Here is a 20,669-nt window from a genome sequence, read left to right as displayed (position 1 = left end):
CTTCGCTTTTGTAGAGTCGAGATCCTATGTTCGTGGTCAAGCCTGCTGGAAGCAGGCTTGACCCACCTTCAGCATGGCCGGATCGAAGTCCCGGCCGCTTTTGAAGACACCCCAGGCGATCCTGGCCAGCTTTCTGGCCAGGATGTTGAAGACGGCGGTGCTGGGGTGACCGCGTTTTGACAGCTCGTCGTAGAGCGGTTGCCCCTGGCGACACCGCTTGAGCCCCATGGCGGCCATGTAGAGCATCTGGCGCAGCACTGGCGCGCCCTGTTTGGACAGCCGACGCCGTCCCGTTCTGCCGCCAGACTCGTTAGGCCGGGGATCCAGGCCGGTGCAGGCGATCCACGCGTTGGCGCTGGCCAACGGCCAGCGCGTCATGTAGTAGATCAGGTGAGCGGCGACGGCAGGGCCGACACCAGGGATGGTCAACAGGCGCTTGTAGAGCGTGCCATGCTCGCCATCGCGACCCAAGCGCTGCAGTTCGCTTTCCAGCTCGGACAGCGTCCCAGCCAGAGCGCAGAACAGATCTGACAGCTCCCCGGGGGCACTTTTGCTTACCCCGAAGGATTGCTCCAGGCGCGCGCGTGTCTTTACCAGCGTCTGCCGCTTGCGCAGCAAATCGTGCATCTGCTGCTGCTCGTCGGTACGCGGTACGTATTCACGCAGGCGATCGTTCTCCTTCTTCACGTACCGGGCGATCGCTTCGGCGTCCATGGCGTCCGTCTTGCCACGCGAGCCCGTCGCCCGGCCGTAGTGCTTGATCAGACGTGGATTGATCACATAGACAACGTGGCCTGCTTGGCCAGCCATCCGAGCCAACAACTCGTAGTACCGCCCCGTCGCCTCCATGCCAATCCGGCATCGCTGGGGCAAGGTGTTGAGCCACTGGGCTATGCCGGCCCGGGTGTTGGCGATCCTGTCGCCGGCCTTGCGGTCGGCCACTGCCGGTACGAACTCCTTGGAGTCCACGTCCACGCCAATATCGAGAGAATCAGACATTTGTACGGCTCCCAGCTATCTTTAAGGGGCTGGGGTGGTACCGCACCGACGTTAGCTTGCCTACATCGACGATCCCCTTTGGGGGCCGTACGATCCTTTATCGACGTTCGTGTGCGGGATGGGGATCGCTCGACTCGTCTGTCGGCTAGTATCCGCAGATGCATGCTTGACGGTCCCTCCACCCTGGCTCCTACATACCTCGTAGGAGCCGGGAGGAACATACAAGCTTGCTCGACTGCCTTGGAGAATAATGATGTCGCAACGGTTCACGCTGCTGCTTGCCACGCTGCTGCTGGCAGCACCTGTTGCCCACGCCGCACCCAGTACGGATGCACGCCGGGAGATCGCCCAGCTGATCTCCAGCCTGGACGGCTCCCAGTGCCGGTTCCAGCGCAATGGCAGCTGGTACGACGGCAGCGATGCGCGGTCGCACCTGCAGCGCAAGTACGATTACCTGCTGAAGAAGAACATGGTGGACAGCGCCGAGCAGTTCATCGAGCGCGCCGCCAGCCAGAGCAGCATGAGCGGCAAGCCCTATCGCATCCAGTGCCCGGGGCAGCCTGAACAGACTGCAGCCGCCTGGTTCGGCGCCCGCCTGCAGGCCCTGCGCCACCGCACGCCGTAGACATAGGGGCGGTGTAGAGTCGAGCCATGTTCGACTGCTTTTTCCCGTAGCCCAGGAGAACCGCCATGAACACCACGCCGCGCACGCTGTCGCGTTCATTGAACGACCGCATGATCGCCGGCGTGATGGGCGGCATCGCCCATCGCTTCGGCTGGAATCCCACGTTGGTGCGGATCGTGTTCGTGCTGGTCTCGATCGGTTCGGCGGCCTTCCCTGGCATCCTGGTCTACCTGATCCTGTGGCTGCTGATTCCCAACGAGGCCGATTGAAGACTCCCGTGACGCCCCGGCCGGTCTGGCTGCGCGCGCTGCAGGTGCTGGGCGCGGTGTGGACGTCCCCCAATTCACTGCTCGGCCTGATCGGTGGACTGGCCGGCATGCTTGGCGGGGCGACGCTGCGCTGGAGCGGCCGTGACAGCGCGTTGGTGTTCGATCGCTGGCCGTGGGGGCCGGGTGGGGCGATCACCCTGGGCAATGTGATCCTGCACACCGGGCATGACCTGGGCATTTCCTGCCGCACCTATGCACACCAGGCGGGGTGGGGCGTGGAGCCGCTGATCCGGCTGGATGACCACGAACGCGCGCACGTGTACCAATACATGGTGCTGGGGCCGCTGTACCTGCCGGTGTACCTGCTGTGTGGCGGGGTGAGTGCGCGCAACCCGTTCGAGCGCGCGGCCGATCATTTCGCCCGGTTCGGGCGTGGCTGGTGGCCGTAGGTTCCAGCCAACGGCGCAGCCCCTCGTGGCTTGGTCGCGGAATACGTTTCATGTGATTGGGCCGGGCGGGGTGGGTTCGCGGGACACGCCGTAAACCCGTCCCTGGGGGCTCGATGGCGCCATCCATGGCGCCAACGGTCCCGCGAACCCACCCCACCCGGCCTCTGACAGTTTCCGTGCGCGTCCAGCCACGGAGAAGAAAAAGAACAGCAGAAGCGGGTCGCGCGCTGCGCTTGCTCGCGAGCCGAGCCTGCGGTCGGCTTCGCGGACTGGTCTGAAAGCAGCCGAGCGTGGGCTCGGCTCTACAAAAAGCGGCCAGCCAGGCTGCTTTTGCTTTTGATCTTCTTTTTTCTTCTCCGTGGGTGGTAGACGCAGCAGAAATCTGTCAACGGCCGGGTGGGTGGGGCTGGCGGGGTATCCGCGGCATGGATGCCGCGGCTAAGCCCCCAGGGACGGGTTCACGGCGTCCCCGCCAGCCCCACCCACCCGGGCAGCCCACAGGAAACCGGCTTTCCGCGATCATCCCAAACCACCCACGAGGGGCTGCGCCGTTGGCTGGAAACCCCGATTCGTTAGTCGGAAGTTAAAGATCCGTAAGCATTCTGCTGCGATCCCGCAGTCATCTGCATGCAACCGATCGTCATTAGCCTTCGTGACGTTCCAGTCAGGTTCGACGCGGTAAGCTCTCCCTCGATGAGCTCGCAGCATCGCTCATCGAGTGCAGTACGCAGTAGCAATTTGGAGGAATACATCACATGGCAATCGTTCTTTATGTCGGTGGTAGCAAGGATGGCGAGAAGGGCGTGGTGCCCTACGGCTTCAGCAAATCCCGCGCCGACACCGCGCTGGGGCCGGAGTTCTACACGGAGCGGTTCATGGAACTGCAGGGTGTCGGCAAGGTCCGCCTGATGGCCCTGGAAGGCATGCGTGACGAGATCGTCATGCAGCGCGCCGCCCGCCACTACCGCTGACCTCCGCAACACGCGGCAGGGCGCGCCCACCATCGCGCGCCCGCGCCGGCATCCCAGCCCAGGGCCAGTCCGAGCCCTCTTTTCGCCAGGATGCCGGCGTCCACTCCGGCCTCGCTGCTGAACCTCGCCCCCTGTCAATGCCTTGTCCGGCTCCGTCGTGGATTGCCAGAATGGGGTCTTCCCGTAACGCGGCACAGACCTGAAGCAATGCACGACGCCAAGAACGCCCAGAGCGCGCTCGCCCAGCAGATCGCCCAGACCATCGCCGACGAGATCGGTGCCCAGTCCGCCCAGGTACGTGCCGCCGTCGGCCTGCTCGACGAGGGCGCCAGCGTTCCGTTCATCGCGCGCTACCGCAAGGAAGTGACCGGGGGCCTGGACGACACCCAGCTGCGCAACCTGGAAGTGCGCCTGACCTACCTGCGCGAACTGGAAGACCGTCGCGCGGCGGTGCTGGCCAGCATCGGTGAGCAGGGCAAGCTCAGCGACGAACTGCGCAACGACATCCTGGCCGCCGACACCAAGAGCCGGCTGGAAGACCTGTACCTGCCGTACAAGCCCAAGCGCCGTACCCGCGCCCAGATCGCCCGCGAGGCCGGTCTGGAACCGCTGGCTGATGGCCTGCTGGCCGACCCGACGCAGGACCCTCAGGTCTTCGCGGCTTCCTTCGTCGACACCGACAAGGGCGTGGCCGACACCAAGGCTGCGCTGGAAGGTGCACGCGCGATCCTGATGGAGCGCTGGGGCGAAGATGCCGCGCTGGTCGGTGAGCTGCGCACCTGGCTGGGCGAGACCGGCGTGATCCGTGCCCGCGTGGCCGAGGGCAAGGAAACCGAAGGCGCCAAGTACCGTGACTATTTCGAACACGCCGAGGCACTGGCGAAGATTCCCTCGCACCGCTTGCTGGCGCTGTTCCGTGCGCGCCGCGAGGAGATCCTGTTCCTGGAGCTGGACCCGGGCAACGAGGCCGAGGCCGGCCACCAGTACGCCGAAGGACGCGTGGCGCGCAAGGCCGGCATCGCCGATCAGGGCCGCGCCGCCGACCGCTGGCTGCTGGATGCCTGCCGCCTGACCTGGCGTGCCAAGCTGCACACCCATCTGCTGCTGGACCTGTTCAACCAGGCTCGCGAAAAGGCCGAGGCCGAAGCCATCGCAGTGTTCGGCGACAACCTGAAGGACCTGCTGCTGGCCGCGCCGGCGGGCCCGAAGACCGTACTCGGGCTGGATCCGGGCATCCGCACCGGCTGCAAGATTGCCGTGGTCGATGCCACCGGCAAGCTGGTCGCCACCGACACCATCTACCCGCACGAGCCGCGCCGCCAGTGGGACCAGTCGCTGCAGACGATCAAGCAGCTGTGCGCCAAGCACAACGTGGAACTGATCGCGATCGGCAACGGCACCGCCAGCCGCGAAACCGACAAGCTGGCCGGCGAAGCGATCAAGGCTGCCGCCAACCCGAAGCTGCAGAAGGTGGTGGTCAGCGAGGCGGGCGCGTCGGTGTACTCGGCGTCCGAGTTCGCGGCCAAGGAATTCCCGGGGCTGGACGTGTCGCTGCGTGGCGCGGTGTCCATCGCGCGCCGCCTGCAGGATCCGCTGGCCGAACTGGTCAAGATCGAACCCAAGGCGATCGGTGTCGGCCAGTACCAGCACGACGTGGACCAGTACCGCCTGGCACGGGCGCTGGATGCGCGGGTCGAGGACTGCGTGAATGCCGTGGGCGTGTACGTGAACACCGCTTCGGCCGCGCTGCTGTCGCGCGTGTCCGGCCTGTCGTCCACGGTGGCCGAGAACATCGTGCGCCATCGTGACGACAATGGCCCGTTCAAGCGTCGCAAGGACCTGCTGAAGGTCGCGCGCCTGGGCGAGAAGACCTTCGAGCAGTGCGCCGGCTTCCTGCGTATCGCCGATGGTGACCAGCCGCTGGACGCCTCGGCGGTGCACCCCGAAGCCTACCCGGTGGTCGAGCGCATCGTGGCCAGCACCGCGCGCCCGATCAAGGCGCTGATCGGTGATGGCAGCTTCCTGCGCGGCCTGAAGGCAGAACAGTTCACCGACGACACCTTCGGCGTGCCGACCGTGCGCGACATCCTGAAGGAACTGGAAAAGCCGGGCCGTGACCCGCGTCCGGAGTTCAAGGCGGCGCGCTTCGCCGAGGGCGTCGAGGACATCAAGGACCTGCGCGAGGGCATGGTGCTGGAAGGCGTGGTCAGCAACGTCGCGGCCTTCGGCGCCTTTGTCGATATCGGCGTGCACCAGGACGGCCTGATCCACATTTCGGCGCTCTCCGATACGTTTGTGAAGGACCCGCGCGACGTGGTCAAGGCCGGCGATATCGTCAAGGTGAAGGTGCTGGAGGTGGACGTGGCGCGCAAGCGCATCGCCCTGACCCGGCGCCTGGACGATACCCCGGGCCAGGCCACCAGCCGCCCGGGCCAGCGCGATGACCGCGGCCAGGGGCAGGGGCTGCGCCGCGACGCAGGCGGCCAGAACCGCGGGCCAAACCGGGGCCAGGGCAATGGCGGCCGTCCCGCTCAGTCCGCGCCCCCGGCCAACAACGCCCTGGCGGAGGCCTTCGCCCGCGCCAAGCGCAGTTGAGGACCGTGTCCCCCGTCACGCTTGATTCGTGGCGGGGGACTTGTCGATTTTCCCCGTGATTGCGCACACTTGCGCCTGAGGGGGGCGTTTGGCCTCCCCGCTGTCGCTGGGGAGGGCCATGACGCCAGCAGGACCCGTTGTCTTCGTTGAGGGCTGCAGCGTTGTGCTGCGGCTGCTGCCCGCCTGTGCGGGCCGGGGACCGGATTGATGGCGGGCCAGGGAAACAACGGCAACGGGCTGCTCGAGCGGCGCCTGCAGGAACTGGCAGAGGAGCGCCGGCGCCTGGCCATGATCATCGACGGCACCGCTGCCGGTACCTGGGAATGGAACGTGCAGACCGGCGAAATGCGGGTCAATGCGCGCTGGGCGGAGATTGTCGGCTATCGGCTGGAAGAACTGGAGCCGGTGTGCCAGAAGACGTTCCTGACGCTGGTCCATCCCGACGATATCGCCCTGTCCGACGCGGCGCTCGAGGACCATTTCGAAGGCCGCAGCGACAACTATGTCTGCCTGTTGCGCATGCGCCACAAGAACGGCCAGTGGATGTGGATCCACGACCGTGGCCGCGTGTTCGAATGGGACGGGCAGGGACGACCGCTGTGGATGGCCGGTGCGCACGCCGACGTGACCGAGCTGCAGCAGGCGCGGCAGGATGCGGCCGAGAGCCGGCAGCGATTGCAGGCCGTGGTCGACGCGTCCGATGAGGTGGCGGTGATCGCGACCGATACCGAAGGCACCATCACCCTGTTCAATACCGGCGCGGAACGCCTGCTGGGTTACAGCGCGGAAGAAGTGGTCGGCCAGCGGCGACTGGGTGATTTCCACGATCCGGACGAGCTGGCGGCCTGGCTGCGTCCGCTGGCGGCTGCGGACGGAAGCCTGCCGGGCGCGTTTGAAGCACTCAGCGCCCGCGCCGATGAGCAGACCTATTCACGGCAGTGGACACTGCGGCGCAAGGATGGCCAGCCACGCCAGGTGCGCTTGTCGATCAGCCGCATGGATGGTGCCGGCGGCGCGCGGATCGGCTATGTCGGCATGTCCATCGACATCACCGAGATCCTGCAGGCGCGCGCCGAAGCACGCCTGTCGGCAGAGAAATTCGCCGGTGCGTTCACGTCGGCGGCGCTGGGCATGGCGCTGGTGTCGCTGGAAGGACGCTGGCTGGACGTCAATGACGCACTGTGCCGGATCCTGGGCTACCCCCGCGAAGAACTGCTGCAGGTTGATTTCCAGCGCCTGACCCACCCCGATGACCTGCAGACCGACCTGGCCCTGGTGCAGGATCTGCTGGCCGGGCGGCGCAGCCACTACCACCTGGAAAAGCGCTATCTCGATCGCGACGGCAAGGTGATCTGGGCGCGGCTGTCGGTGTCGCTGGTGCGCACCGAGCACGGTGAACCGCTGCATTTCGTGTCGCAGATCCAGGACATCAGCGCCCAGCGCAGCAGCGAGCAGCACCTGTTCGAGAGCGAGCAGCGCAGCCGTATCACGCTTGATGCGGTTGCCGACCTGGTGCTCAGTGTCAGCCTGGATGGCCGTATCGACTACGCCAATGCCGCCGCAGTACGCACCCTGGCGGGTGATGGCGCGCTGTCGCTGGCCGGGCACAAGGTGCAGGACGTGCTGGCACTGACCACCGAATATGCGCCCGGCTCGGTACTGGATGTGTCGGTCCTGCTGGACCCGGAAAGCAATGCGGTGGACCTGCACGCCGATCTTCTGCTGCGCCTGGGCACGGCCACGATCCCGGTCGACCTGACCCGTGCCTGGCTGCGCGATGATGAAGGTCATGTACGCGGTGCAGTGTGGGTACTGCGTGATGACACCCAGCAGCGCGCGCGCCAGCGCGAAGCGCGCCATCTGGCCGAGATCGATCCGCTGACCGAGCTGAGCAACCGTCGCGGTTTCGAGGTGCATCTGCAGCAGGCGATCACCCGCGTCGAGCGAACTGGCCAGGCCGCGTCGTTGATGTACATCGACCTGGACCGCTTCAAGCCGGTCAACGACACCTGGGGCCATCTGGCTGGCGATGCCGTGCTGTGGGCGGTGGCCAGCGTGCTGCGCCACGGTGTGCGCGATTCGGACGTAGTGGCGCGTCTGGGCGGCGACGAATTCGCAGTGATCCTGTCCGGCTGCACGCCGCGTCGTGCCGCGCGCATCGGCGGTGAACTGCTGCACACCCTGGCATCGCTGTCGATTCCGTGGGACCGGGACCGCCTGCATGTGGGTGCCAGCATCGGTATCGCGCCATTGGCGGGTGGGATGAGCGTGGACCAGGCCGTGGCGGCGGCTGATGCCCAGTGCTACCGGGCCAAGGCAATGGGTCGCAACAACGTACAGGTGCAGGGCGAGGTCAGTGAGCTGCCCGGCGATGATTCCGAAGCCGCCGAGGGCTGATCTCAGCCTGTGAGAGGGCGTGCGCGAATACTGCGCGCACATCCACTCATGCAGGTGATCCCATGAAGGTCTGGAACCCGGTTGCGATGCGGGCCTACGCCCCGGCGATGGTTGGCTGGTGCCTCGCGCTGGCCGCCTGCCTGCGTGCGGAACAGCTGCGCGGCGACCTTCACGCGCAGGCCCTGCTGCCGGTACTGCAGGGCGGCGCGGTCGCCCTGCTGGTGTTCACGCTGTCCTGTATCGGTGCCGCCAGCATCGTGCTGTGGCGGACGGGCAGGAACGCGGCGGAGTGATGCGGTGGATGGTCACCGCATCCTCCACGTCATGTTGCGTCAGCGCAGTACTTCATCCGAACTGACCAGCTGCACGTCGTGCATCAGATCGAGGTAAGCCTCGTAGTAGCCCTTGTGCGAGGCACCGACGATGGTCAGCATGCGGGTGCCTGGATGCTGGCCCAGGATGTCGCGCATGTTGGCGACCATGCGCAGGTTGCGGGTTTCCCAGTAGCCCACGTAGTTGCGGCCGAAGCCTTCCGGCGAGGGCTCGACGAGGGTCGCGCCGAAATCGCTGTTGAAGGCCACCATCGCGGCCTCGGGCGTGTTGTAGGCGCGATACATTGCGAGCAATCCATCCGGTTGAGCAAGATTGGCCTCCAGTCGTTCATCGGCCGCCCTGCGCGCTTTGACGAAGGAATTGTCCCAGGCACCGCGTATGGCGGCAGCGTAGGCCTTCTGCTGCGATTCCGGTGTTGGCGAATCTGCAGTGTGGTCGTCGACCGACCACAGGCGCTCCAGCCCCAGGCGTGCCGCAAGTACGCCGGCCACCAGTCCGGCCTCGTTGCGGCGGGCCATGCGCGTGTCGAGGAACTGCACCAGTTCCGGTGTCAGGCTGTCCGAAGCACGTCGCTCTTCCCTGGGCAGCCGCAGCCATTGGACGACTGCCGAGCTGCTTTCGCCCGCGGCCAGGAACACGGCGGCCAATCGGCGCCGCTGGGCAGCGGTTGGCGCCTTCGGCCAATCCGCAAGCAGGCGTTCCATCTCCACGTTGGCGCTGGGCACGTCCAGGCCGGTGGCGGCCTGCGCCGGTGCCGGATCGAAGCAGTAGTCCGCTACGCTCTCCGCGTATCGGGCCGGATTGCGGCGCATGAAGTCACACTGCAGGCCGGACAGGTTCTCCACCGCGATCGCGGTGGGCCGCCAGGCTTCCAGGCGCTGCAGAAGAGGTTCCAGCATCGCCGGCGTGAAGGTCTCCGGCAGGCTGGACAGGTGCGGGCTGCCCAGCACCAGCACTTCGTTCGGGCGTCCTGCGGGTGGTCCCTTCAGCTGGTCGGGGTGGAAGGCGGGTCGATAGGCGGCGTCGTTGGCCAGCGCGCTGCTGCTGCACAGGGCCAGGAAGAGAAGGCTGGCAAAGCGAGGGAACATGCGATCTCCATGTCGATAAGCATCCTGCGGGACCTTCATGCTGGTCATTTTCTCCTGCTGGGGAATCCCGCATTGGTCATGTAAACCTTTCTGCCTTGAGCTGCATCCTTCTGCTGAGCGATGCTGCACGCAATGCCCAGGCGATGCAGAAGATGACATTGGACGACTGGACCATCGACAGTCCGCGGCTGCACCTCCGGCCTTTCACGCCCGGTGATGCCGACGAGGCATTTGTGGCAATCACACCCGGGCTGACCCGCTATATGGCGTTTGAGCCGCCACCCTCGAAGGAGACGTTTGCTGCCGTCTGGCGGACGTGGCTGCTTACCATCGCCGACGGGACCGACATCACGTTGGTGATCCGCAGGCGCGGGGATGGGGTATTCCTTGGCCTGGCAGGCCTGCATCGAGCCCTTGAAGCAGAACCCGAACTGGGCATCTGGATCGCAGAAGTGATGCATGGGCACGGCTATGGCCGCGAGGCAGTGGCGGCGGTGTGGTCGGCGGCCTCCGGGCGCCTGCGCTGTGCTGCGTTCCGCTACCCGGTGGCGGAACGGAACCGGTCCAGCCGTGCACTGGCTGAGTCCCTTGGTGGGCAGGCTGTGGCACGTGAGCAGGGCGTGAAGTACACGGCAATCGTCTACCGCATTCCGGCTGCAATGCACGGAGTTGCGACGGACGTCGCGGAATCCCGCTAAAGCGGCCGACGGCGTCGCCGATACTCCCTCTGGATCCCGCTCCAGTCACCCGCCGCAGGACCCCAGGCTGCCCCCGACGGGTGGTCCGCGCAGTGTGTTCCGCCGTTTCCAGATGCCGATCGCACCCGCAGCAGACGTTCTTGGCAGTCGCTCGAGAGGTGCCCGTTGGCACCTGTAGTCCCTGGCAACTGATGTTGCCGCCGGGCATCCCGCCCGTCGGGTCACAACCGCTTACCGGACACCGAGGATCAGACAATGCTCATTCCAGGCTTCACGGCAGGCGCGCAGGCGCCGGCCGAGCTGCATACCCGTTGGTCGCCGTGGCGTGCGCTGCTTGGCGTGCTGGCGCCGCAGCAACGCACCAGCACAGAGGCGGCGATGACCGACCGCACCGAGCTGGAAGCGCAGGTGGCCGCGCTGCATCGCGTGCAGGCTGTCATCGAGTTCGCGCTCGACGGCACCATCCTGCGGGCCAATGACAATTTCCTGCAGGCGATGGGTTACCGGCTGGAGGAGATCCAGGGCAAGCATCACTCCCTGTTCGTCGACCCCGAGCAGGCGCGCAGCGCGGAATACCGCGACTTCTGGGTGCGCCTGGGGCGTGGCGAATATGACGCCGGACAGTACCGGCGCTTCGGCAAGGGCCAGCGTGAGGTCTGGATCCAGGCCTCGTACAACCCGGTGCTGGACCGCCAGGGGCGGCCGTACAAGGTGGTCAAGTTCGCGACCGACATCACCGCGCAGAAGCTGCAGGCGGCCGACTCGGCGGGGCAACTGGCCGCGATCGCCAAATCGCAGGCGGTGATCGAGTTCAGCATGGATGGCCGCATCCTGTCGGCCAATGACAATTTCCTGGCCGCTACCGGCTACAGCCTGGACGAAGTGCGCGGGCAGCACCATTCGTTGTTTGTCGAGCCTGAGCATCGCAGCAGCGTCGAGTATCGCCAGTTCTGGGAGAAGCTCGGGCGCGGCCAATATGACGCCGGCCAGTATCGGCGCCTGGGCAAGGGCGGGCGCGAGGTCTGGATCCAGGCATCCTACAACCCGATCCTGGACCTCAATGGCAAGCCGTTCAAGGTCGTCAAGTACGCCACCGACATCACCGCGCAGGTGCACGAGAACCAGGCCATGCAGCGCGCCGTGGCGCAGACCCGCGAGGTGGTGGCTGCCGCCAAGCAGGGCGATCTGACCCAGCGCGTGGCCACCGCCGACAAGAACGGGTCGATCGCCGAACTGTGCGAAGGCGTGAATTCGCTGGTCGAGGCGATGGCCGCGATCATCGGCCAGATCAAGTTCGCCGCGGACACCATCGCAGCCGGCGCGACCGAAATCGCACAGGGCAACAGCGACCTCTCGCAGCGTACCGAGCAGCAGGCGGCCTCGCTGGAGGAAACCGCTGTGTCGATGAAGGGCCTGGCCGAGACCGTGCAGCGCACGGCCACCAACGCGCGCCAGGCCAGCCAGCTGGCCGGTGGAGCGGCCGACGTCGCCGCTCGAGGCGGCACTGTGGTGCATGAAGTGGTCGAGACGATGGCGGTGATCAATGCCTCGTCGCGGCGCATCGTCGACATCATCGGAGTGATCGACGGCATCGCCTTCCAGACCAACATTCTCGCGCTGAACGCAGCGGTGGAGGCTGCGCGTGCCGGTGAACATGGCCGCGGCTTTGCCGTGGTTGCCACTGAGATCCGCGAGCTGTCGCAGCGTTCGGCCAGCGCAGCCAAGGAGATCAAGCACCTGATCGATGAGTCGGTTGCCAATGTGGGCGCCGGCACGGCGCAGGTTGAGAGCGCGGGCCGTACCATGGATGAAATCGTGACCAACGTGCGCCGGGTCAGTGACCTGATGACTGAAATCAGCACGGCCTCGCAGCAGCAGAGCGACGATATCCAGCAGATGAATCATGCGGTCGACCTGATCGATCAGGGCACCCAGCAGAACGCGGCCCTGGTCGAGGAGGCGTCGGCGGCGGCGCGCAGCATGGAAGAGCAGTCGGCGCAGCTGCTGCAGACCGTGGCCAGCTTCCGCGTGCAGGGCGGGGCCGGGCCCCGGCACGGAACAGCGGGGCTGCACGCGGTCTAGGCGCGGCGACCGGACGGGTCTTCCTTGCTATCGGTGTCGCCGCGTACGCAGTTGCGTCCGGCATGTTTGGCGCGATACAGGGCCTGGTCGGCGCGTTCGACCAGGTCGCGCGGATCGCGGTCTTCGCCGGGTGCCTGCCAGGCCACGCCGATGCTGATGGTTACGGTGGCCTCGGGGGCGGGCAGGGCTGCGGCTTCAACCGAAGCGCGCAGCCGTTCGCCCAGGCCCAGGGCGTGGGCGGCATCGGGCGAGGGCAGGGCGGCGATGAACTCTTCGCCGCCATAGCGCGCCAGCAGATCGTCACCCCGTTGCAGGCAGCCATCAAGAATGGCGGCGACCGACTGCAGGCGACGATCGCCCTCCGGATGGCCATAGGTGTCATTGAGCCGTTTGAAGTGGTCGATGTCGATCATCAGTACCGCCAGCCCGAGTCCCTGGCGGCGTGCGCGGCCACGGGCATTGCCAAGAGATTCGTCGAAGCTGCGGCGGTTGCCCAGCCCAGTCAGCGGATCGCGCCGCGCCAGCGTTTCCAGCTCATCGCGCTGGCGCTGGATCTCCACCTGGCTCAGCACGCTGCGCAGGGCATAACCGAGCATGGCACCAATGAAGCCCACCGTGGCCAGGGTGGGCTGCAGGCGCGCGACCAGCAGCGCCACCATCATCAGCAGCAAGGGCAGCATCAACGGCACGCCGGCGTCGACGATGCGGCGCAGGCTGCGCGATACCTCCACCGCCGGATAGCGGCGCTTGCTGGCGGCCATGACGGCCAGCACCATGAACAGTCCGCTGATCAGCAGGTCCCCCCAGTTGCCGTCAGGCAGCTGCGGCTGGTAGGTGTTGATGTAGAACGCCAGCAGGAAATAGCCCAGCGCGTAGATCGCAAGTGTCCGGAAGAAATCGCGGCGGTCGGGATTGTCCTCGGCGAGGAAGCGGATCAGCGCGAAGCAGAACACCAGGCTGTTCTGTAGGTTGCTCATGGCGTTCAGGCACTGCGTCCACAATGCGGCGTTGAAATGCGCCATCGCCCGCGTGTGCCCGAAGTACAGCAGCCACAGCAGCGCGATGATCAGCAGGTCCACCGCGCGGATGCAGCGGTTGCCGCCGCCCGGGCTGGCGGCCACGTAGGTCAGGGGGATGCGGTAGAACACGTACAGGATCAGCGAAGACACGGTCATCTGCGCAGGATCGAGGCCGGCCACATTGCGGTACAGCAGGGCGAGCAGGGCCAGCGAGAACAGGCCCACGGCAGCGCCCAGCGTCCGCCATTTGCAGGCCCCCTGGCGGCTGTCACGCGCACGCCGCACGCAGGCCAGTGCAGCCAGCAACGGCGCAGTGATCAGCATCAGGTAGGAGCCGACCGGGTCCTGCGGGCCAACAAAGGCAATGACGAGCGCGTGCGTGACCAGAAAAAACAGTGCCGCACGCAACGTCATGCATTCCCCCGCCCCCAGCTCCGGCTGGGATCACGATAGGCAGAAGCACGTGTGGCTTGCAAGAAAAGTGTGCGCTGCGTCTATTCCAAAGCTTGCCGGAAGTCGCAGTTGTGTTTCAGCATGGTGACGCGGAGCCTTCGACGCGGGCGTACATCCAGAAGTCACGGGGCTGTCCTCGAACCCGCCGGTAAGCGCGCAGCAGGCCTTCGCGCTGCATGCCGAGGCGTTCCAGCACGGCGATCGAGCGGGCGTTGCTGTCCAGGACAGTCGCCTGGATTCGGACCAGAGCGAGTGCGGCATGGCCCCATTCGAGCACCGCGCGTGCTGCCTGCGTGGCCAGTCCCTGACCCTGCCAGCGCGGATCGAGATCATAGGCAAGTTCGCCGCGGCCATGCGACAGGTCGATTCCGTTCAGGCCAACGGTGCCGATCAGCTGGCTGTCGGCGCCCACCAGCGCCCAGCGCTGGTCCGTTGCCGTGGGCAGGTAACCGGCGATCTGGCAGCGCAGTGCCCTTTCGGAAACGTCGCCCCAGCTGGTGTGCTCGGTCACGCCCGGCAGCGAGAGATAGCGGGCCCAGGCGGCAGCATCATCCACGTGCAGTGGACGCAGCCGTGCGGGCAGGGTGGCAGGGAGCGTGGGCAGGGCGGGCGCTGGCATCGTCGCCAGTGTCGGCGCCCGGGCCCTGAAATTGCAAAAGGCCAGGTCGGTGACCTGGCCTTTGATGCAGTGGTGCCGGTGAAAGGACTCGAACCTTCATGGGGTCACCCCCGGCTGATTTTGAGTCAGCTGCGTATACCATTCCGCCACACCGGCAGGCAGCGTGCGAGTGTAACCGAGGTCGGCACGGCTTTCATAGTGGGGAGGCCGATCGGGGCGCGTCCTGTCGGCTTCGGCCCTGTCATGGCTATACTGCGGCGGCTTGAATGCCTCCAGGAGCGGTAGCCGATGACAGTGTTGCAGGACCTGAGGGTGCTGGTGGTCGAGAACGACGAGATGAGTGCCGCACTGCTGCAGATGCAGCTGGTGCATGCCGGTGCGACGGTGGTGGGGCTGGCCGCGAGCGTGGCTGAAGCGCTGCGCCTGCTGCAGGCGTCGACCCCGGACGTGGCCCTGCTCGATTACCGCCTGGCCCGCAATGAGACCAGCGAGCCGGTGGCTGCGGCACTGTCGGCGCGCGGAGTGCCGTTCGTGCTGGCCACCGGGATGCAGGCCGAGCAGCTGCCCGAGCCGATGCTGGCCGGCGTGCTGCTGGTCAAGCCCTATCTCTCGGCAGATCTGAGCCAGGCGCTGGTACGCGCAGTGGGCCGCGCCAGCGCCAGCGCCTGATTGGCGCGTGCTGAAGCGGTGGGCGTATCCTGCCCGGGCCTGAATGCTCAGGCCTACAAGGAGAGTGGCATGAAGAAGTGGATCAAGCGCATGGTTGCTGCGGGTGTCCTTTCGATGGCGGTCTTCGGTGGTACGGCCTCTGCCGCGTGGTGTGGCCAGCCCTGTTTCCAGCTCTACAAGAGCTGCATCGCGCGGGGTGGAGAGGTCGAACAATGCCTGCAGGAACAGGCCTTCTGCGAAGAGGCGATGTGCGGCGGCAATCCCTGATCCATGAACCCCGCCCAGGCGGGGTTTTTCATCTGTGCGCGGTGTTCAGCCCGCTTCTTCGTATACGTAGCGGATCTCCTCGCGGTCGTCGAGGATGCGGTACTGCCGCGCCAGGTCATCCGGATCGGGATTGAGCCAGGCATCGAGGTGTTCCTTGCGGATGGGAACGACGCCGCGGTCATGGCCCGCAGCGGCGACGTCGTGCGGAGGCGTGTCGGTGATTGTGGCAAATGACAGGAGGCGACCTTCCGGTCCTTCCCATTCCGCCCACAGGCAGGCCAGCAGCAGGTCGCGCGGGGGATCGGGCCGGAACTCCAGCACCACGTCCTGATCCTTCTCATCGGCACCCAGCGTACGGCAGGCGATGGCGTGGCGTGGCACGTGCTCATAGAACGCCTGCACCACCACCACGCCGTGGCGCAGCCCGAACGCACCGCGCCAATAGCCTTCCAGGCTGTCGCGCCGCGCGTTGTAGGTGCCCGGATATAGCACGTCGTTGCGCGCAGGCTTGTCCGGCAGCCGGCACTGGTAGCGCATCGGCTTGATCACGCGTTTGCCGCTCTCGCTGACCATCACCGGTGCGTAGGTACCGGGGAAAATACGGTTGTCGCGCGGCAGCAGCTGCACCCGGTGCAGATCTTCCAGCCGAGCCTGCGCACGATCGATGCGGTTGCCGGCCACGCGCAGGTCGTTGCGTGCCTTCTGGGTGGGGCGGGTCGCCAGCGTGGCATTGGCAATATCGCGTCGCTCGCGCTGGCGGGCCAGCTCCGCTTCCAGATCCTGGCGTTCCTGCGCATGCCACTGCTGGATTTTCGCGACGATGTCGCGGCCCTGCTCGGTGCGCGCGCCGGCGAAGCCGTCATCCATCGCCTTGGGAGTTCTGGGGCGCTTCTTGCCAGGATCGTGCGCGTACAGCTCCGCGAATTCTTCCAACGACAGGATGGCGCCGAACTCGCGCACCAGCTTGGCGTAGTCGGCGCGGATGAGGGCGGAATAGCACATGGGAACTCTGCGGGCGTGGGTCGCAGCAGCTGCGACATGGATGAGGCAGGATAGCCCGACCTACAGGGAGATAGCGCATGAATGATTCCGTCGCCTGCCAGTTCCGCGACGCCGTGCCCACGGTCGAAGACTATTGCCAGCTGCGTGTGCTGGCGGGCCTCAGTGCCAAGAGCCAGGAGGCGGCGGCACGCGCGCTGCCCAATACCCTGTATGGCGTGTGTGCCTACCAGGGTAACGAGCTGGTGGCGATGGGGCGCATCGTCGGCGATGGGGGCTGCCACCTGCAGGTCTGCGATATCGCTGTGTTGCCGCGCCTGCAGGGTCAGGGCCTGGGCAAGGAAGTGATGCGTCGCCTGGAGGGCTGGATGCAGGCGAACCTGCCGCCGTCGGCATACGTCAGCCTGCTGGCCGATGGTGAGGCGCACCGGTTGTACGCGCAGTTCGGTTTTGCGCCGACAGCACCGGCGTCGATCGGGATGTATCGCCGGTTCTGAGGTGCGGCGCAGGTGAAGCCATCCATGCAAGGCGTGGATCTACGCGGGCTCTGCGGTAGATCCACGCCATGCGTGGACAGGGCCTTCCGGGAATCGCAGGCAAAGAAAAACCCCGGCCGAAGCCAGGGTTTTCAAGAATTGGCGTCCCCACGGGGATTCGAACCCCGGTCGCCACCGTGAAAGGGTGATGTCCTAGGCCTCTAGACGATGGGGACGCACGAAAACTTCAAGTTGTAGATCCTTCGACGGCCTAATGTCGAAGTGGTGGAGCCAAGCGGGATCGAACCGCTGACCTCCTGCATGCCATGCAGGCGCTCTCCCAGCTGAGCTATGGCCCCAATGAAACTCCGGATGATCTGCCGGGAGCAGAGTCCGTTTTGAAACTGGCGTCCCCACGGGGATTCGAACCCCGGTCGCCACCGTGAAAGGGTGATGTCCTAGGCCTCTAGACGATGGGGACGCACGAAAAACTTCAAGTTGTAGAACTTTCGACGGCCTAATGTCGAAAGTGGTGGAGCCAAGCGGGATCGAACCGCTGACCTCCTGCATGCCATGCAGGCGCTCTCCCAGCTGAGCTATGGCCCCGTGTTACCGAGCCGCCTATCATACCTGCGTGTTCACGTTTGTGGAAGCTTTTTTTGAGCTTTTTTCGTTCCGGTTCAACCGCGACCACGAGGGCAGGGGAATCGCAACGCCACAACCTGAATGCCGGTAGGCGGTGAACAAAAAAGACCCGGTTATCGGCCGGGTCCTCGTTGTTCGTGATGAGTGGCGTCCCCACGGGGATTCGAACCCCGGTCGCCACCGTGAAAGGGTGATGTCCTAGGCCTCTAGACGATGGGGACGCAATTCTCATCAATGTTCTTTAGCGACCTTTCGACGGCCTAATGCCGAAAGATTGGTGGAGCCAAGCGGGATCGAACCGCTGACCTCCTGCATGCCATGCAGGCGCTCTCCCAGCTGAGCTATGGCCCCACGTCGCTGAGGAGCGAAATAATAGCCTTGCCCCAGGGGGTTGGCAAGCATTTGTTGCACTTTTCTTCACATGCGTTGCGAAGCCGATGTCAGTCGCCTTTCGCCTGTGCAGCGTCGTCGGTCAGTGCCGCCAGGATCGGGCACTGGTCCAGCGCGCCGTGACCTGGGCAGGCGTCGACCAGCAGCGAAAGTGCAGTGTGCATGCGTTGCAGCTCCGCCATCCGCTGTGCGATGTCCTGCAGGCGTGCCTGCGCGGTGTCGCGCACGCTGCCCATGTCCTGCGAATGGCGATCGCTCAATGCGAGCAGCTCGCCGATCTCTTCAAGGCTGAAGCCCAGCGCCTTGGCGCGGCGGATGAATCGCAGCCGGCGCAGGTCCTGCTCGCCGAAGATGCGGTAGCCACCCGCCGAGCGGGCCGCAGTCGGCAGCAGCTGCTGTCGTTCGTAGTAGCGCACCGTATCGATCGGTACGCCCGCCTGGCGGGCCAGTTGTCCAATGTTCATGGCGGATTCCTGCTGGGGCTGCCGACCATTGTGAAGCCTGGAGTCTGGTCGAGAGTCAAGGCTTGGCCCGGGTGCGCGCATTCAGCGCACTTTGCAACTTTCTTCATAGCCCCGCCGATGGACCAGTTCCTACCCTTCGCCTGAACCGGCCGTTCGATGGCCTGCAACGAACCGAGGAGGTGGTCTGTGGAAGGATTCAGGAACGAAGGATTCGTCGAGATCGCGGTGGTTGAATACCCGGGAGGTGATCCGTCTGCCGCCTCCGTACTGGCTGAAATGGCGCACGTTGCCAATCGCCTTGCCCAGCAGCAGCGTCGGCCGTTCAAGCGGGTGCTGGTCACCCGCTGGATCGTGCCGGCCAGCCAGACCGGGGTGCATCGTATTGCGGGTGCGGAAATGCTCGATGCGGCCATCCCGGCTGTGATCGCGGTTCCCGGCCAGATCAGTGCCGGCGCGTGCCTGCGCGCGGACGAGGTCCTGCTGGACTGGCTGCGTGCGCACTATGACGGCGGGAGTCTGCTGGCCGCCGCCAGTGATGGCGTCAGCGTGCTGGCACGTGCCGGGTTGCTGGCCGGGCGTACGGTCAGTGGCCCCGATCTCGGGCGCCATCCAGGCCTGCAGGCGCAGGCCGCGAGCTGGGTGCCGAGCGAGCGGGCGCTGGTGGATGACGGTGACCTGCTGACGGTCGGCGGGGCCCAGGCCTGGCGCTTCCTTGGCCTGCGATTGTTGTACCGGCTGCACGGGCAGGGCGTGGCCAGTGCGGTCGCACAGCAACTGGGCATCACCGTGCCCGCCACGATCCAGCAGGACCTGGAGCGCTTCAGCGCCAACTTCGCACATGGCGATCGTGATGTGCTGAAGGCACAGCGCTGGCTGCACACCACGGCGGCACGCGGCGCCACCCTTGCCGCGATCTGCGAGGTCTCCGGGCTGGAGCCGCGCACACTGCAGCGGCGGTTCCTCAAGGCCACCGGCCTGCGGCCGATCGAATACTGCCAACGGCTGCGCATCGCCAAGGCGCAGACCCTGCTGCAGCAGGGGGCGGGTATCGATGAGGTGGCGTGGGGTGTCGGCTACGCTGATCAGAGTGCTTTCCGCCGGTTGTTCCTGCGCATCGTTGGCATGACGCCGGCCAACTATCGGCGTCACGTCAGCAGCAAGCGTCGCGAGCGGCCCTTGATGCCGTCGGTGGCAGGCAGCCTGCGCGGGCTGCAATCGGCGTCGGTGATGCAACTGGGGCGCAGCGCGGCCTGATGTCGGCGGCATCGTCGCGCTTGCAACCGGAGCGCGACACTTCGACCATGCAGTCAGTGGACGATTGAACAGGTGGTCTGATGTCGAGCGTTGGGCCGGTGCCGATGCCGGTGGTGTTGATTCTCGTGTGCGTAGTGATTGCCATGGCCGTGGCGCGTCTGTGGCCACGCAGGAAGGACGGCATGCCGCTGCCTTCTGCACCCAGCATGGTTCTGGACATGCTGCTGGTGGGCCTGCTGTGTGGTCGCATCAGCTTCGTGGCCTTGAACTTCGCCCTGTATCGCGAGGCGCCGTGGAGCATTCTGCAGATTGCCGATGGTGGCTACCACCTGGTGGTTGTCCTGGTTGCGGGGTCGGCATGGGGGCTGTGGCGGGTGCGCCCATGGCGGGCGTTGCGCGCCCCGGTGCTGGGTGCGGCGTTGGCGGGTGTGCTGCTATGGGCGGGCGGCAGTCAGCTGCTGTCCGCATGGCAGGAGCGTCAGATGCCCTTGCCGGTACTGCAGGTTGCTGATCTGCAGGGGGGCAGGGTTGATCTGCAGCAGTTCCGGGGAAAACCGCTTGTGCTGAATCTCTGGGCGACCTGGTGCGGGCCCTGCCGGCGCGAGATGCCGGTCCTGGCTGCGGCGCAGCAGGCACATGCGGATGTGCAGTTCGTGTTCCTCAACCAGGGTGAAACCCTTGAGGAGGTCCAGGGTTTCGTTGCGCGCGAACGGCTGCTGCTGCACAACGTTTTGCTCGATGATGACGCTGCGGCATCCACGGTGCTGGGCGTGCAGGCCTATCCCTCGACCCTGTTCTTCGATGCCGAAGGGCGCCTGCGTGAACTGCACCTGGGCGAACTGACGGCAGCCGGTCTTGAACACAAACTGCGCCGGCTGCGGTAGCCTGCGCGGGCATCTCACTACGGA

20 protein-coding genes and 7 tRNA genes are annotated in these 20,669 nt (G+C 65.9%); 14 read left to right on the top strand and 13 right to left on the bottom strand.

Annotation, left to right across the window (positions count from 1 at the left end; genetic code table 11):
* Nucleotides 1-36 precede the first annotated feature (36 nt).
* Entirely contained in the window at nt 37-999 is a 963-nt protein-coding gene (locus tag ACZK2R_RS13575) for an IS110 family transposase (RefSeq protein WP_478487309.1), read from the bottom strand.
* Nucleotides 1,000-1,252: 253 nt separating this feature from the next.
* On the opposite strand from ACZK2R_RS13575, the gene ACZK2R_RS13570 reads away from it, so the two are divergent.
* The 7 genes from ACZK2R_RS13570 (at nt 1,253) to ACZK2R_RS13540 (ending at nt 8,598) form a co-directional block, all read left to right on the top strand.
* On the top strand, nt 1,253-1,624 hold the full coding sequence (locus ACZK2R_RS13570; protein ID WP_071229599.1) for a YfeK family protein: 372 nt from the start codon (nt 1,253-1,255) through the stop codon (nt 1,622-1,624).
* A gap of 65 nt (nt 1,625-1,689) precedes the next feature.
* Entirely contained in the window at nt 1,690-1,893 is a 204-nt protein-coding gene (locus tag ACZK2R_RS13565; protein WP_006374017.1) for a PspC domain-containing protein, read from the top strand.
* A gap of 44 nt (nt 1,894-1,937) precedes the next feature.
* Complete coding sequence (locus tag ACZK2R_RS13560; RefSeq protein ID WP_428993093.1) at nt 1,938-2,342, top strand: hypothetical protein; 405 nt, start codon at nt 1,938-1,940, stop codon at nt 2,340-2,342.
* A 755-nt stretch (nt 2,343-3,097) separates the two neighbouring features.
* Nucleotides 3,098-3,313, top strand: a complete 216-nt coding sequence (locus ACZK2R_RS13555; RefSeq protein WP_005410085.1) for a hypothetical protein — start codon at nt 3,098-3,100, stop codon at nt 3,311-3,313.
* Between the two features lie 207 nt (nt 3,314-3,520).
* A complete protein-coding gene (locus ACZK2R_RS13550) occupies nt 3,521-5,908 on the top strand; it encodes a Tex family protein (RefSeq protein ID WP_180837815.1) in 2,388 nt (795 codons plus the stop codon).
* A gap of 207 nt (nt 5,909-6,115) precedes the next feature.
* Entirely contained in the window at nt 6,116-8,305 is a 2,190-nt protein-coding gene (locus ACZK2R_RS13545) for a PAS domain S-box protein (RefSeq protein ID WP_478487307.1), read from the top strand.
* Nucleotides 8,306-8,367: 62 nt separating this feature from the next.
* Nucleotides 8,368-8,598 carry a hypothetical protein gene (locus tag ACZK2R_RS13540; RefSeq protein ID WP_125894546.1) on the top strand — a complete coding sequence of 77 codons (231 nt, stop codon included), beginning with the start codon at nt 8,368-8,370 and terminating at the stop codon, nt 8,596-8,598.
* A gap of 39 nt (nt 8,599-8,637) precedes the next feature.
* Here the strand turns inward: ACZK2R_RS13540 and ACZK2R_RS13535 are convergent, their stop codons facing one another.
* Nucleotides 8,638-9,726, bottom strand: a complete 1,089-nt coding sequence (locus ACZK2R_RS13535; protein WP_180837814.1) for a DUF5694 domain-containing protein — start codon at nt 9,724-9,726, stop codon at nt 8,638-8,640.
* Between the two features lie 95 nt (nt 9,727-9,821).
* Between ACZK2R_RS13535 and ACZK2R_RS13530 the strand changes: the two genes are divergently transcribed.
* The gene (locus ACZK2R_RS13530; protein WP_258015780.1) at nt 9,822-10,424 is read left to right on the top strand and encodes a GNAT family N-acetyltransferase; all 603 of its coding nucleotides are present in this window, start codon (nt 9,822-9,824) and stop codon (nt 10,422-10,424) included.
* A 255-nt stretch (nt 10,425-10,679) separates the two neighbouring features.
* Nucleotides 10,680-12,506 (top strand): methyl-accepting chemotaxis protein, encoded by a 1,827-nt coding sequence (locus tag ACZK2R_RS13525; protein WP_180837813.1) that lies wholly within the window; start codon nt 10,680-10,682, stop codon nt 12,504-12,506.
* On the opposite strand, the gene ACZK2R_RS13520 is transcribed toward ACZK2R_RS13525, so the two are convergent.
* The 3 genes from ACZK2R_RS13520 to ACZK2R_RS13510 form a co-directional block, all read right to left on the bottom strand.
* A complete protein-coding gene (locus ACZK2R_RS13520; protein ID WP_180837812.1) occupies nt 12,503-13,939 on the bottom strand; it encodes a GGDEF domain-containing protein in 1,437 nt (478 codons plus the stop codon). The two genes, ACZK2R_RS13525 and ACZK2R_RS13520, sit on opposite strands and share 4 nt — an antisense overlap.
* Nucleotides 13,940-14,054: 115 nt before the next feature.
* The gene (locus tag ACZK2R_RS13515; protein WP_180837811.1) at nt 14,055-14,597 is read right to left on the bottom strand and encodes a GNAT family N-acetyltransferase; all 543 of its coding nucleotides are present in this window, start codon (nt 14,595-14,597) and stop codon (nt 14,055-14,057) included.
* A 70-nt stretch (nt 14,598-14,667) separates the two neighbouring features.
* Nucleotides 14,668-14,753: transfer RNA gene (locus tag ACZK2R_RS13510), tRNA-Leu, on the bottom strand.
* A gap of 132 nt (nt 14,754-14,885) precedes the next feature.
* On the opposite strand from ACZK2R_RS13510, the gene ACZK2R_RS13505 reads away from it, so the two are divergent.
* Together ACZK2R_RS13505 and ACZK2R_RS13500 are read left to right on the top strand one after the other, a co-directional pair.
* Entirely contained in the window at nt 14,886-15,266 is a 381-nt protein-coding gene (locus ACZK2R_RS13505; RefSeq protein ID WP_032129385.1) for a response regulator, read from the top strand.
* 69 nt (nt 15,267-15,335) lie between these two features.
* Nucleotides 15,336-15,533 (top strand): hypothetical protein, encoded by a 198-nt coding sequence (locus tag ACZK2R_RS13500; RefSeq protein WP_010484956.1) that lies wholly within the window; start codon nt 15,336-15,338, stop codon nt 15,531-15,533.
* A gap of 45 nt (nt 15,534-15,578) precedes the next feature.
* Here ACZK2R_RS13500 and ACZK2R_RS13495 read toward each other — a convergent pair whose 3' ends face one another.
* The gene (locus tag ACZK2R_RS13495; protein ID WP_049461923.1) at nt 15,579-16,535 is read right to left on the bottom strand and encodes an SOS response-associated peptidase family protein; all 957 of its coding nucleotides are present in this window, start codon (nt 16,533-16,535) and stop codon (nt 15,579-15,581) included.
* A 77-nt stretch (nt 16,536-16,612) separates the two neighbouring features.
* Here ACZK2R_RS13495 and ACZK2R_RS13490 point away from each other — a divergent pair, with 77 nt between their 5' ends.
* Nucleotides 16,613-17,029, top strand: coding sequence for a GNAT family N-acetyltransferase (locus tag ACZK2R_RS13490; protein WP_010484960.1), 417 nt, complete (start codon nt 16,613-16,615; stop codon nt 17,027-17,029).
* A gap of 139 nt (nt 17,030-17,168) precedes the next feature.
* Here ACZK2R_RS13490 and ACZK2R_RS13485 read toward each other — a convergent pair.
* The 7 genes from ACZK2R_RS13485 to ACZK2R_RS13455 form a co-directional block, all read right to left on the bottom strand.
* Nucleotides 17,169-17,244: transfer RNA gene (locus ACZK2R_RS13485), tRNA-Glu, on the bottom strand.
* A gap of 47 nt (nt 17,245-17,291) precedes the next feature.
* A tRNA-Ala gene (locus tag ACZK2R_RS13480) sits at nt 17,292-17,367 on the bottom strand.
* 46 nt (nt 17,368-17,413) lie between these two features.
* A tRNA-Glu gene (locus ACZK2R_RS13475) sits at nt 17,414-17,489 on the bottom strand.
* 49 nt (nt 17,490-17,538) lie between these two features.
* Nucleotides 17,539-17,614, bottom strand: a tRNA-Ala gene (locus tag ACZK2R_RS13470).
* A gap of 184 nt (nt 17,615-17,798) precedes the next feature.
* A tRNA-Glu gene (locus tag ACZK2R_RS13465) sits at nt 17,799-17,874 on the bottom strand.
* A 54-nt stretch (nt 17,875-17,928) separates the two neighbouring features.
* Nucleotides 17,929-18,004: transfer RNA gene (locus ACZK2R_RS13460), tRNA-Ala, on the bottom strand.
* An 89-nt stretch (nt 18,005-18,093) separates the two neighbouring features.
* Nucleotides 18,094-18,507 (bottom strand): heavy metal-responsive transcriptional regulator, encoded by a 414-nt coding sequence (locus tag ACZK2R_RS13455; protein ID WP_032129382.1) that lies wholly within the window; start codon nt 18,505-18,507, stop codon nt 18,094-18,096.
* A gap of 186 nt (nt 18,508-18,693) precedes the next feature.
* Between ACZK2R_RS13455 and ACZK2R_RS13450 the strand changes: the two genes are divergently transcribed.
* Both ACZK2R_RS13450 and ACZK2R_RS13445 read left to right on the top strand, forming a co-directional pair.
* Nucleotides 18,694-19,761: a GlxA family transcriptional regulator gene (locus ACZK2R_RS13450; RefSeq protein ID WP_125894554.1), complete on the top strand. Its 1,068-nt coding sequence runs from the start codon at nt 18,694-18,696 to the stop codon at nt 19,759-19,761.
* An 80-nt stretch (nt 19,762-19,841) separates the two neighbouring features.
* Nucleotides 19,842-20,645: a TlpA disulfide reductase family protein gene (locus ACZK2R_RS13445; protein ID WP_032129380.1), complete on the top strand. Its 804-nt coding sequence runs from the start codon at nt 19,842-19,844 to the stop codon at nt 20,643-20,645.
* Nucleotides 20,646-20,669: the final 24 nt, after the last annotated feature.

It is taken from the genome of Stenotrophomonas sp. 96582_Sma (assembly GCF_056480905.1).
Note: the sequence above shows the minus strand (reverse complement) of the source record. Positions and strands in the feature narration are given on the sequence as shown.

Bases quoted from the DNA above. Each gene is read 5' to 3' on its own strand.
- ACZK2R_RS13575 (WP_478487309.1), bottom strand. From the start codon at position 999: ATGTCTGATTCTCTCGATATTGGCGTGGACGTGGACTCCAAGGAGTTC.
- ACZK2R_RS13570 (WP_071229599.1), top strand. From the start codon at position 1,253: ATGTCGCAACGGTTCACGCTGCTGCTTGCCACGCTGCTGCTGGCAGCA.
- ACZK2R_RS13565 (WP_006374017.1), top strand. From the start codon at position 1,690: ATGAACACCACGCCGCGCACGCTGTCGCGTTCATTGAACGACCGCATG.
- ACZK2R_RS13555 (WP_005410085.1), top strand. From the start codon at position 3,098: ATGGCAATCGTTCTTTATGTCGGTGGTAGCAAGGATGGCGAGAAGGGC.
- ACZK2R_RS13550 (WP_180837815.1), top strand. From the start codon at position 3,521: ATGCACGACGCCAAGAACGCCCAGAGCGCGCTCGCCCAGCAGATCGCC.
- ACZK2R_RS13545 (WP_478487307.1), top strand. From the start codon at position 6,116: ATGGCGGGCCAGGGAAACAACGGCAACGGGCTGCTCGAGCGGCGCCTG.
- ACZK2R_RS13540 (WP_125894546.1), top strand. From the start codon at position 8,368: ATGAAGGTCTGGAACCCGGTTGCGATGCGGGCCTACGCCCCGGCGATG.
- ACZK2R_RS13535 (WP_180837814.1), bottom strand. From the start codon at position 9,726: ATGTTCCCTCGCTTTGCCAGCCTTCTCTTCCTGGCCCTGTGCAGCAGC.
- ACZK2R_RS13525 (WP_180837813.1), top strand. From the start codon at position 10,680: ATGCTCATTCCAGGCTTCACGGCAGGCGCGCAGGCGCCGGCCGAGCTG.
- ACZK2R_RS13520 (WP_180837812.1), bottom strand. From the start codon at position 13,939: ATGACGTTGCGTGCGGCACTGTTTTTTCTGGTCACGCACGCGCTCGTC.
- ACZK2R_RS13515 (WP_180837811.1), bottom strand. From the start codon at position 14,597: ATGCCAGCGCCCGCCCTGCCCACGCTCCCTGCCACCCTGCCCGCACGG.
- ACZK2R_RS13505 (WP_032129385.1), top strand. From the start codon at position 14,886: ATGACAGTGTTGCAGGACCTGAGGGTGCTGGTGGTCGAGAACGACGAG.
- ACZK2R_RS13500 (WP_010484956.1), top strand. From the start codon at position 15,336: ATGAAGAAGTGGATCAAGCGCATGGTTGCTGCGGGTGTCCTTTCGATG.
- ACZK2R_RS13495 (WP_049461923.1), bottom strand. From the start codon at position 16,535: ATGTGCTATTCCGCCCTCATCCGCGCCGACTACGCCAAGCTGGTGCGC.
- ACZK2R_RS13490 (WP_010484960.1), top strand. From the start codon at position 16,613: ATGAATGATTCCGTCGCCTGCCAGTTCCGCGACGCCGTGCCCACGGTC.
- ACZK2R_RS13455 (WP_032129382.1), bottom strand. From the start codon at position 18,507: ATGAACATTGGACAACTGGCCCGCCAGGCGGGCGTACCGATCGATACG.
- ACZK2R_RS13445 (WP_032129380.1), top strand. From the start codon at position 19,842: ATGTCGAGCGTTGGGCCGGTGCCGATGCCGGTGGTGTTGATTCTCGTG.